Annotated in this window: 9 protein-coding genes; 6 read left to right on the forward strand and 3 right to left on the reverse strand. The window is 64.6% G+C overall.

Going from position 1 to position 11,322, the window contains the following annotated elements; all coding sequences use genetic code 11:
- Window positions 1-483 precede the first annotated feature (483 nt).
- The 6 genes from rnr to udk all read left to right on the forward strand — a co-directional run bounded on the left by rnr (window position 484) and on the right by udk (window position 6,636).
- Window positions 484-3,027, forward strand: a complete 2,544-nt coding sequence (rnr, locus tag AC07VH_RS11950) for a ribonuclease R (protein WP_494787987.1) — start codon at window positions 484-486, stop codon at window positions 3,025-3,027.
- A gap of 3 nt (window positions 3,028-3,030) precedes the next feature.
- The gene (gene rlmB / locus AC07VH_RS11955) at window positions 3,031-3,774 is read left to right on the forward strand and encodes a 23S rRNA (guanosine(2251)-2'-O)-methyltransferase RlmB (protein WP_086148101.1); all 744 of its coding nucleotides are present in this window, start codon (window positions 3,031-3,033) and stop codon (window positions 3,772-3,774) included.
- A gap of 193 nt (window positions 3,775-3,967) precedes the next feature.
- Complete coding sequence (gene cysE / locus AC07VH_RS11960) at window positions 3,968-4,717, forward strand: serine O-acetyltransferase (protein WP_215407722.1); 750 nt, start codon at window positions 3,968-3,970, stop codon at window positions 4,715-4,717.
- Window positions 4,718-4,727: 10 nt separating this feature from the next.
- Complete coding sequence (locus AC07VH_RS11965; protein WP_475413500.1) at window positions 4,728-5,426, forward strand: YceH family protein; 699 nt, start codon at window positions 4,728-4,730, stop codon at window positions 5,424-5,426.
- Between the two features lie 13 nt (window positions 5,427-5,439).
- The gene (locus AC07VH_RS11970) at window positions 5,440-5,943 is read left to right on the forward strand and encodes a DUF2199 domain-containing protein (protein WP_494787989.1); all 504 of its coding nucleotides are present in this window, start codon (window positions 5,440-5,442) and stop codon (window positions 5,941-5,943) included.
- Between the two features lie 48 nt (window positions 5,944-5,991).
- On the forward strand, window positions 5,992-6,636 hold the full coding sequence (gene udk / locus AC07VH_RS11975; protein WP_475413498.1) for a uridine kinase: 645 nt from the start codon (window positions 5,992-5,994) through the stop codon (window positions 6,634-6,636).
- Between the two features lie 27 nt (window positions 6,637-6,663).
- On the opposite strand, the gene AC07VH_RS11980 is transcribed toward udk, so the two are convergent.
- The 3 genes from AC07VH_RS11980 to AC07VH_RS11990 are packed head-to-tail and all read right to left on the reverse strand — an operon-like array spanning window position 6,664 to window position 11,271.
- Window positions 6,664-7,833: an HlyD family type I secretion periplasmic adaptor subunit gene (locus AC07VH_RS11980; RefSeq protein WP_494787990.1), complete on the reverse strand. Its 1,170-nt coding sequence runs from the start codon at window positions 7,831-7,833 to the stop codon at window positions 6,664-6,666.
- Window positions 7,830-9,974, reverse strand: a complete 2,145-nt coding sequence (locus AC07VH_RS11985) for an ATP-binding cassette domain-containing protein (protein ID WP_494787992.1) — start codon at window positions 9,972-9,974, stop codon at window positions 7,830-7,832. Before AC07VH_RS11985 ends, AC07VH_RS11980 begins: the two co-directional genes overlap by 4 nt.
- Window positions 9,975-10,002: 28 nt before the next feature.
- Entirely contained in the window at window positions 10,003-11,271 is a 1,269-nt protein-coding gene (locus tag AC07VH_RS11990) for a TolC family protein (protein WP_475413495.1), read from the reverse strand.
- Window positions 11,272-11,322: the final 51 nt, after the last annotated feature.

Consider the following 11,322-nt stretch of genomic DNA (forward strand, 5'->3'; position numbering starts at 1 on the left):
GAACCCCTACACCCGAAGGCACATGGACCTGAACCATGCGCGTCTACCAATTCCGCCACGTGGGCACTGATGCTGCTCTATTACTTGTTGCTTGCTACTTTTACTGCTCGAGTACTTGTTGCAAAATAACTTTACAGCAATTCTGCTATTATAGCGACTTGAAGAGTTTTGCGCCAGATGAGCTTTCGCTCCATACTGCACATCAACCCTGTACCGCTTTCCTGCAACTGCATTCCCGTGAAGGTTTGTCGCTGCAAGAGACCGAGATTATAGAGCAATATTTGCCGAAGTCAAATGCATTGCGCAGCTTTTCTCCTTTTTTTCATCGGCGGGGCACTTGTTCGGTTTCCGCTACGCTGTCTGTTAGGCAAACCAAGGCGTCCTCCGGTACACTACCGGACATCACCGTGTCAATATTGACGGTGATGTCATCGGTCTTTGTCTTCCGTTTGATCACTGTCAATAACAACTATAGAAATACTTTTGAGCCAAAATACCCACACCATCCCCAGCCGGGAGGACATTCTCGGCATATTCCGCAGCGTCAACGCGCCTCTCGACCCGCAGTCTCTCGGGAAAACGCTGCAAGTGCATGCCGATTCCATGGATGTCCTGGTTCGTCGCCTGAAGGCGATGGAGCGCGACGGCCAGCTCAAGTCTGACGCCAGCGGTGTTTTCAGCCTGGCCGACCAGAGCGCGCTCGTCGCCGGTCGCGTCATGAGCCACCGCGACGGCTTCGGCTTTGTCATTCCCGACGACGCCAGCGCCGACCTGTTCCTGCCCGAGAAAGAAATGCAGAAAGTACTGCATGGCGACAAGGTCATGGCCCGCATCGTCGGTACGGACCGCCGCGGCCGCCCGGAAGGCACGATCGTCGAAGTCACGCAGCGCGCCAACACCCACGTCATCGGCCGTTTGATCCAGGAAAACGGCACCTGGGTCGTGGCGCCGGAAGACCAGCGCATCGGCCAGGACATTCTCGTCACCGGTTCGGTGGGCAAGGCCAAGGCCGGCCAGATCGTCAGCGTCGAGCTGACCGAGCAACCCATGCGCTTCAAGCAGCCGGTCGGCAAGATCGTCGAAGTGCTCGGTGCCCTGGATGATCCCGGCATGGAAATCGAGATTGCCGTACGTAAATTCAACGTGCCGCACATCTTTTCCGCCGCCGCCCTCAAGCAAGCTGAAAAACTGCCGTTCGAAGTGCGCGCCGCCGACCTGAAAGACCGTGTCGACCTGCGCGATGTGCCGCTCGTTACCATCGACGGCGAGGACGCGCGCGATTTTGACGATGCCGTGTATTGCGAACCCGTCAAGATCGGCCGCGCCAACTGCTTCCGCCTGATCGTGGCGATTGCCGACGTCAGCCATTACGTGAAGCCGAACGACGCGCTCGATATCGACGCGTTAGAGCGCAGCACGTCCGTCTACTTCCCGCGCCGCGTGATCCCGATGCTGCCGGAAAAACTGTCGAACGGCCTGTGCTCGCTGAACCCGGCCGTCGACCGTTTGACCCTCGTCTGCGACGCCGTCGTCAGCGACAAGGGCGAACTGAAGGCTTACCAGTTCTACCCGGCCGTGATCCACTCGGCCGCGCGCCTCACGTATGATGAAGTCGCTGCCGTGCTGGGCAACACCAAGGGACCCGAAGCGGCACGCCGCGCGGACATCCTGCCGCACCTGCAGAACCTGGAAGCCGTCTACCGCGCCTTGCTGAAAGCACGCACGGAGCGGGGCGCCATCGACTTCGAGACGACGGAAACGTATATCGTCTGCAACAGCGCCGGCAAGATCGAAAAAATCATCCCCCGCACGCGCAACGAAGCGCACAAGATCATCGAAGAGTGCATGCTGGCGGCCAACGTCTGCGCTGCCGATTTGTTGCTGCGCAACAAGCATCCAGGCACCTACCGCATCCACGCCAGCCCGACCAAGGAAAAGCTCACGCAAGTGCGCACCTTCCTGAAACAGGTTGGTTTGAACCTGACGGGCGGCGACACGCCGTCGGCCTCCGATTACCAGACCCTGATGCAGCAGATCAAGCAGCGTCCCGACGCGGCCCTGCTGCAAACGATGCTGCTGCGTTCGATGCAGCAAGCCGTCTACAGCCCGGACAATATCGGCCACTTCGGCCTGGCCTACGAGGCGTATGCCCACTTCACCAGCCCGATCCGCCGCTATCCCGACCTGCTGACGCACCGCGCCATCAAGGCCATTTTGCAAGGCAAGAAATACGAGCCGAAGCTGTCCGATAAGGTCGTGCTGAACACCAACGTGTCGAATGCCACGCGCAAGCAGCAGGCCAAGGACAAGGCCGACGGCAAGCCGAAGAAGACTGATTTGACCATCTGGGACGCGCTGGGCGTGCACTGCTCGGCCAACGAACGCCGCGCCGACGAAGCGTCGCGCGACGTCGAAGCCTGGCTGAAGTGCTACTTCATGCAGGACAAGCTGGGCGAAGAGTTCACCGGCACCATCACCGGCGTGACCACCTTCGGCGTGTTCGTGCAACTCGACACCCTGTTCGTCGAAGGCCTGGTGCACGTCACCGAGCTCGGTACCGACTACTTCCAGTACGACGATGCGCGCCATGAGCTGCGCGGCGAACGCACGGGCAAGCGCTATCAATTGACGGACCGTCTGACGGTGCAAGTGGCGCGCGTCGACCTGGAAACGCGCAAGATCGACCTGCGTCTGGTCACCGATGCGGAACTGGCGGGCGACGAAGCGCCAGCCAAGCCGAACGGCGGCGGCAAGCGCAAGGGCGAGAAGAAAGCCATGGTCAAGCCCGGTCCTGCGACCGAGCAGCGCCATGAGATCAAGGCCAGCGGCAACAACGGCGGCAAACCCGGCAATGGTTCCGGCGGCCGTTCCAACGGTGCCAAGCCCGCAGCCAAGGCCGCCCTGAAGGAAGCCCCCAAGGCAGCCGCGCCCAAGCGCAGCAAGAAACCAGCCGCGGCACCTGCCGCGGCGGCACCACGAGCAGCAAAAACTGTATCTGCATCAAAAACAAGCAAGAAGAAACGATAAACAATGAAGAATAAAATGATTTTCGGCTTCCACGCCGTCACCTCGCGTCTGCGTCATGAAGCGTCGTCCGTGGAAGAAATTTTCGTCGATGCCAGCCGCGTCGACGGCCGCATGAAGGACATGATCGCCGCCGCGAAAGCGGCCAACGTGCGCGTCATGCCCGTCGATTCGTCGCGTCTCGACAAGATCGTCGGCACGCGCCGCCACCAGGGCGTGATCGCGTTTGCGTCGCAGCTGTCGCTGGCGCGCAATCTGGATGAGTTGCTGGACGCCATCGACGGCCCGCCGCTGCTGTTGATTCTCGACGGCATCACCGACCCGCACAACCTGGGCGCCTGCCTGCGCGTGGCCGACGGCGTCGGCGCACATGCCGTCATCGTGCCGAAGGACCGCGCCGTGGGCCTGAACGCCACGGCCGCCAAGGTCGCCAGCGGCGCCGCCGAAACCGTCCCGTACATCACCGTGACGAACCTGGCGCGCACCATGCGCGAACTCAAGGATCGCGGCATCTGGCTGATCGGCACGTCGGACGACGGCGAAAAAGGCCTGTACGAAGCCGATTTCACGGGCCCGACGGCCCTCGTCATGGGTTCCGAAGGCGAAGGCATGCGCCGTTTGACGCGCGACACCTGCGACATCCTCGTCAGCATCCCGATGTTCGGCTCCGTCGAGAGCCTGAACGTATCGGTCGCCTCCGGTGTGTGCCTCTACGAAGCCCGCCGCCAGCGTATCGCGAAAGAAGGCTAAAAAAACGTCCAGGGCGGCGTTGCATTGCCTCGCCGTACTTGCGTACTGTCTTCGGCAATGCGCCTTGCCCTGAACGTTTTGTAGCGCTTCTTTGATCAACCGCCGCCCTTGAGGCGGCGGTTGTTTATCTGCCTCTCCGGCAGCACGCCGCCGAATACGCTACCATTTGCATTCCACCTTATCCATTTTCATTATGTTCCACCACCTGCGCGAAGACATCAACAGCATCATTGAACGTGACCCGGCCGCCCGCAATGGCTGGGAGGTGCTGACCTGTTATCCGGGCCTGCACGCCATCGTCATGCACGGCTGGGCGCACTGGTGCTGGACGCGGCACATGAAATGGGTGGGGCGCTTCATTTCGTATATCGCCCGCATCATCACGGGCATCGAGATCCATCCCGGCGCCGTCATCGGCCGGCGCGTCTTCATCGACCATGGCTTCGGCGTGGTGATCGGCGAGACGGCCGTCGTCGGCGACGATTGCACCATCTACCAGGGCGTCACCTTGGGCGGCACCTCGCTGCACAGCGGCAGCAAACGCCATCCGACGCTGGAGCGCGGCGTCATCGTCGGCGCCGGCGCGCAGGTGCTGGGCAGTTTTACCGTGGGCGAGTACGCCAAGGTCGGTTCGAACGCCGTGCTGCTCAAACCCGTGCCGTCCGGCGCGACGGCTGTGGGCAACCCCGCGCACATCGTGCAAAAGGATGTCAGCGCCTTGCGCGAAGGCAGCACGGCGCATTTGTTCGCCGCGTATGGCGTCACGCCCAACGGCGACGATCCGCTGTCGAAAGCCCTGCAAGGCCTGATCACGCATGCCGTGGCGCAGGAACAGCGCATCGAAACCATCCTCGCCACCCTGAAGGCGGCGGGCATCTGCTGCCAGGGTGTGCCCGAGTGTGATAAATTCGATTCCGAGCAAATGAACAAGCTGGTTGATTAAGGATACAGGCATGAATACTGATGTGACGGCAGGCGAAAAAAGCAATGACAATCCGAATCTGCTCGACCCGTTCGAGATCCGCGTGCTGGCCGTGCTGGCCGAAAAGGAAGCGCTGACGCCGGACAGCTATCCGCTGTCGCTCAACGCCTTGACGAACGGCTGCAATCAATTGTCCAGCCGCGATCCTGTCATGGCCCTGTCCGAGGAAACCGTCTACGACGTCCTGCAGCGTTTGATGCAGCGCAAATTCGTCAACGGCATCACGCAGGCGGGCGCGCGGGTCGCCAAGTATGAACACCGCATGCGCATCAAGTGGTCGCTGGAACAGGATAAACTGGCCATCCTGACGATCTTGATGCTGCGCGGCTTGCAGACGGCGGGCGAAATCCGCAGCCGCAGTGGCCGCGTGCATGAATTCAAGTCCGTGGCGGAAGTGGAATCCGGTCTGCAGTTCCTGATCGACAAATACCCGCCGCTGGTGGCCAAGCTGGCCGTCGCCCCCGGCGCCAAGGAGCCGCGCTATGGCCACTTGCTGGGCGGCGAGGAAGCGCTGGCGCAGATCGAGACTGCGGCCGGTTTCGCCGGCGCCGTCAGCGCGCCGCAGCAGGGCAGCAGGGTGGCCCAGCTGGAACAGGAAGTGCTGCAATTGCGCAGCGACTTCGATGGCCTGGCGGCGCAGTTCGAGGCGTTCCGCAAGCAGTTCGAATAAGCGTCCTTCCCACATGACTTTTTCCTTCCTGTGCCGCTCCTGCGGCGAGACCCACACGGGCATGCCCGGCTTCGGCGCCGATGCGCCGTGGCTGTACGAGCAGATGGCGCCCGCCGAGCGCGAAACGCGCTGCCAGCTCGACAGCGACGCCTGCATCGTCGACGAAGAACACTGCTTCGTGCGCGCCACCATCGACATCCCCGTGCATGGCTCGGCTGACCCATTCAGCTGGGGCGTGTGGGTGTCGCTGAGCAGCGAGAGCTTCGATGCGTGGGATGCCTGTTTCAATGACGCCAGGCGCGCGCACATCGGCCCCTTCTTCGGCTGGCTCAGCACGCAGCTGCCCGTGTATCCGGCAACCCTCAACCTGAAAACCCGCGTGCACCTGCGCGACGACGGCATGCGCCCGTACCTCGAGCTGGAGCCGACCGGCCATCCGCTGGCGGTGGACCAGCGCGACGGCATCACGGCCGAGCGGGTGGCCGAGCTGTATGCGCGGCTCGTGCATGGCGCGTGACAGGGGCCGCGCCCTGTCGGTCCGGCCCCGTTTCCGGTATCATTCGGCATGAAAAATATTTCCTTCCAACCGTTTATCATTGGTGTCGCTGGCGGAAGCGGCAGTGGCAAGTCCACCGTATCACAGCAGGTGCTGGCGTCGTTCGGCGCCGACATGGTCTCGGTCGTGATGCAGGACGACTACTATTGCGACCAAACCCATCTTTCCCCTGAAGTCCGCCGTCAGCAGAACTACGACCATCCGCAGGCGTTCGAGTGGCCATTGCTGGTGCAGCACATCCAGGCCTTGCGCAATGGCGAGGCGATCGAGATGCCGGAGTACGACTTCACGCTGCACAACCGCTCCAGCAGGACGATTCCCGTCAAGCCGGCGCCGGTGATCGTGATCGAAGGCCTGTTTGCCTTGTATGACGAAGACCTGCGCGACATGATGTCGCTGAAGATCTTTGTCGACACCGCCTCCGACGTGCGCTTCATCCGCCGCATGCAACGCGATATCACGGAACGCGGCCGTTCCGTGGAAAGCGTCATCGAACAGTACCTGGAAACGGTACGCCCCATGCACAAGCAATTCATCGAGCCCACCAAGCGCAATGCCGATGTGATTTTGCCGCACGGCGCCAACGGTCCCGCGGTCGACATGATCACGGCCAAGGTGGCCAGCGTCATCGGCCGCCTGAAGCCGGCCGGCTGAATTGGCCAGTTGGGGTAGCCCGCTGCCTCAGCGCTCCCCCAGCGACTCCGAAAACGTCTTGGTGATCGGTTTCGTCAGGTAGCGCAGCACCGTCTTGCGGCCCGTGTTGATTTCCACGGTGGCTGTCATGCCGGGCTGGATCAGGATCGGCTCGCCATTCTTGCCCATCAGATTGCGCCCGCTGGTCTTGATCTGCACGCGGTAGTAGGGCTGTTCGTTGCCCTTGTTGTCTTCACTTAAGGTATCGGCGCTGATGTAGCTGACGGTGCCGCGCAGACGGCCGTAGATGCCGTAGTCGTAGGCGTCGAGTTTCACGGCCGTCGGCAGGCCCGGCTTGATGAAGGCGATGTCGGCCGGTTTCACTTTCGCCTCGATGATCAGGTCATCGTCCGTCGGCACGATCTGCAGGATTTCCTCGCCCGGCTTGGCCACGCCGCCCAGGGTGGTGAGCCGGACGTTGCGCACGATGCCGTCGGTGGGTGCGTAGATGTCCGTCGAACCCAGCTGCTCCTTGCGTTGCGTCACCGTCTGCAGCACGCCGGCCAGGTCTTCCTGGGCTTTCACCAGGTCCGTCTGGCTGTCTTGCAGGTATTTGTTGCGCCGGTTGGTGATCTGCGCCTGGATGTCGACCACCTGCCGCCGCAGTTTCAGCACCTCGGCGCGGCTGACATCTCCCGTTTCCAGCAGCGGCAGATTCATTTCCAGCTCTTCCTTGATCAGCTTCATGGCGCTCTCCAGCGAGCCCACTTCCGCCTGCACGGCGCCCTGGCGCTTGCTGAACAGGGCCAGCTGGTTGGCGCGAAATTCCGGAAACGCCTGCAGTTCGGGCGGGAACTTCGGCGCGCCGCCAAACACCTCGGCTTGCAGGCGCGCCACGGCCGCCTTCAGGCCGGCCGCCTTGGCCGTGCTTTCCAGGTAGCTCGTCTCGGCCCGCGTGCGGTCGAAACGGGCCAGCAGTTCGCCCTTTTTCACGATGCTGCCTTCGTGCACGCGCAGCTCGGCCAGCACGCCGCCGTCGGCCACCTGGATGATCTGGTTGCGCGAGCTGGCGATCACCTGGCCGTTGGCGCGCGTGACCTGGTCCAGCTCCGCCCACGACGCCCAGGCGATGACGCCCGCCAGCGCCGCCGTGCAGCTCCAGATCAGCACCCGCCCCCGCTTTGCTTCTTCCTTCGTTTCGACCTTGGCCAGTTTCATGCGACGGCTCCTTGCGGCGCGGGCGCGGGCACCGGCGCCGTTGCGGGACTGGGTACGGCCTGCGGCTTGCCCGACAGCTTGGCCAGGACAACGTCGCGCGGGCCGTCCAGCAGCACCCGTCCCGCCTGCAGCACCACCAGGCGCTCGAGCAGGGGCAGCAGGGCGTTCTTGTGCGTGGTGGCGACCATGGTCACGCCTTCGGCGGCCAGTTCACCCAAGAGTCCCACGATGCGCGCTTCCGTCTTCGCATCCATGGCGCCCGTCGGCTCGTCGAGCAGCCAGACGCGGGGCTTGGCCAGCAGCAGGCGCGTGACGGCGATCAATTGCCGCTGGCCGCCCGAGACGCCCCGTCCGCCCTCGGTAATGGCCAGCGCCAGTCCCCGTGGCTGGCCCAGTATCAGCTCGATCAGGCCCGTGCGCCTGGCCGCCGCCAGGATCGCTTCCTCGCCCGGGTCGGCCAGCCCCAATAGCAGGTTGTCGCGCAGGGTGCCGCTGAACAGCCGCGTTTCCTGCGGCAGGTAGCCGACCATTTCGCGCACCACGGCCGGCGCCAGCAGGGCCATGTCGACGTCGCCCAGGTACACCTTGCCTTCGGCCGGCTGGTACAGGCCCGAGGCCAGTTTCAGCAGGGTGCTCTTGCCCGAGCCGATGGCGCCCACCAGGCCGAGCCGTTCGCCGGGGCGGATGGCCAGGCTTTCCACTTCCAGCGCCACCTTTTGCGCGCCGCCGTACGTAAAGCGGATGCGTTCGAAGCGCAGTCCCGTATCGAGGCTGCGCGGCGTCAGCGCGAACTGCGCGTTGTCGGCCTCGTTGGGCAGGCTGATGACCTGTTCCAGGCCGTCGATCGAGGCGCGCGCATGCGCCCACTGCACCATCACGGCGGGCAGCTGCACGATGGGCATCAGGGCGCGGTTGCTGATGATGGTGCAGGCCATCAGCGCGCCCATGGTCATCTGGTTCTCGGCCACGAACCATGCGCCCATGGAGATCAGCGCCACGTTGGTCAGCTGCTGGAAGGCGGCCGTGATGTTTTGCGACAGGGCCGCATAGTCGCGGATATTCTGCTCCGCGTGGCTGCTCTCGGCCACCAGTCCGGCCCAGCGCGCCTGCATCATCCATTCGGCGCTGCTGCCCTTGAGCGTTTCCACGCCGTCGACGGCTTCCACCAGCAGGCCCGCCTTGCGGTTGCTGGCGTTGAGGTTCTTGCGCGTGTGGTTCTCGATGGCGCGCTGGAACATCAGGCCGCACACCAGGGCCAGCGGCAGCGCCACCAGCGGCACCACCACCAGCCAGCCGCCGATGATGGTGATCATGGCGAGGAAAATCAGCGCGAAGGGCACGTCCGTGAGCACGAACAGGGAGGTCGACGTGAGCACGCCGCGCACCATTTCAAAGCCTTTGACCTGCGCCGCCAGGGTACCGACGGAGGCGGGGCGCGCCTCCATGCGGATGCCCAGCATGCGCTGGAAAAACCACTCGGACAGCTCATGGTCGACGTCATTGCACGCGTGGTCGACGATGCGGCTGCGTACCTGCTTGAGGATGAATTCCAGGCCGATCGACAGGGCCACGCCCACCACCAGCACCCACAGGGTGCTGAAGCTCTGGTTCGGAATCACGCGGTCGTACACCTGCATGGAAAACAGCGAGGTGGCCATGGTCAGCAGGGTCACCAGCGCGGTGGCCAGCACGGCGTCGACAAACACGCTTTTCTTCAGCCACAGGGCGTTGCGCACGAGGCCCAGGGCGCCGGGGCGGGCGCCGCTTTTCTCGCTGCGGCGCGGCAGGCCCACGCAAGCCAGGCCGGTCAGCGATTCCAGCTGCAAGGCGCGCCCGTCGATGCCTTCGCCGCGCCAGGCGCCGTCGGCGCCGCGCGACTGCAGCAAGCCCCAGCCCGTGCTGGCGCTGTAGACGGCGAACGGCAGCTCGCCCGGCGTCGGCTCGTGCAGCGGGCGCGCCGCGCCATCCAGCCCGGCCGCCTGCCAGATGGCGGTCAGTACCGTGGCGGGCGCGCCGCTGTCGTCGACGTCGTCGAGCTGGCGCTGCAGGTCGGCCAGCCGCGCGGCCGCCACGTGCTGGCCCGTCAGGCGGGCGGCCCGTTCGATGAGTGTCAGCAAGCCATGTTTGATGGAGGTATCCACGCTGTCTCCTGTGTGCATCATGTCGGTGTCAATTCGCGCGCGCCATGCCTGCCGGCGCCGTGCGCCCGGCCAGGGTGCCCGTTTGCGCGGCCAGCCGCAGGCTGGCGGCAATCGCCTGCGCGCGCGTGTCTTCCAGCGAAAACCTCGCCTGGGTCGCTTCGCGCACGGCGTTGAGCACGTCGTTCCAGCTCTTGCGGCCGATCACGTACTGGCGCGCATACGATTCGAATACCTGCGTCGAGGTGGTGCTGGCCTCGCCCGCGTTGTCCAGACGCTGGCGGCTCGCCTCGGCCTCGTTCCAGTCCAGCGTGAAGCGCTCGCGCACGTCGCGCTCGGCCGCATCGTGCGCGGCGCGCGCGCCTTCGCGCCGGGCCACGGCGGCGTCCACCCCGGCCTTGGCCGACAGGCCGGCGCCCGGCTGCGCCTGCAGCACCAGCATGGCGCGCGTGCGGTTGTCGGCATTCACGCCGCCGGTGGGCTTTTCCATACGCAGCACTAGCTTCGGCATGTAGGCCGAGCGCTGCAGGGTGATCTCGGAATCGGCTGCCTGCGCCTCGAAATCGAGGCGGTGCAGGGTGGGGGAATAGTCGATGGCCTGGCGCATGACCCGTTCCAGGCTGGCGTCGGGCAGCGGTTCGCCCACGCCGATGCCCGCGCCGGTGACCAGGCGCACCGGTTTGCCGGCCAGTTGCGACAGCTGCGCCAGCGCGTTTTCCTGCGCCTGGCGCGCGTTCGATACGTCGTTGGCCGCCTGGTAGGCGCGCGATTCGGCCAGGCGCTGGTCCGTTTGCGAACTGACCGACTGCGCCACGCGGCGCTTGATCATGTCCAGCAGGCGCTGGTGCTCGGCCAGGCCCTCTTCAGCCGAGCGCATGCGCGCCGTCTGGCGCAGCGCCTCGGTGTAGGCGGCGATCACGCGCAGCGAAAGGGCCAGGCGTTCTTCCTCAATGGCCGCGCCGGCCGCGTCGACCCGGCTGCCGGCGGCATCGATGCCGGCGTCGATGCGCCCGCCGCTCCACAGGGGCTGCTCGATGCGCACCACGCCGCCCGTTTCCCGCGAACCCGTGGGGACTTCTGCCGACAGGCTGGGGAAGCGCTGCCACTGGGCGCCATCGAGGTCGGCGCGCGCGGCCGCCTGCGCCGAGCGCTTGCCCTGGACGGCGGGATGGCTTTGCAGCGCCTGCTGCAAGACCTGGTCGAAACTCCAGGCCGTGGCGCCCTGGGCATGGGCGAAGGACGCGATGGATGCCATGGCCATGGCCGCCAGCAAGGCCGCGCCACGTGGCAGTACAAACAATGCTGGGAAACCGCGTAATCTCATCCCGTATTTTTCCGGCCCAAGGCCTGA

The sequence above is a fragment of the Janthinobacterium sp. GW821-FHT03C10 genome (assembly GCF_059420865.1).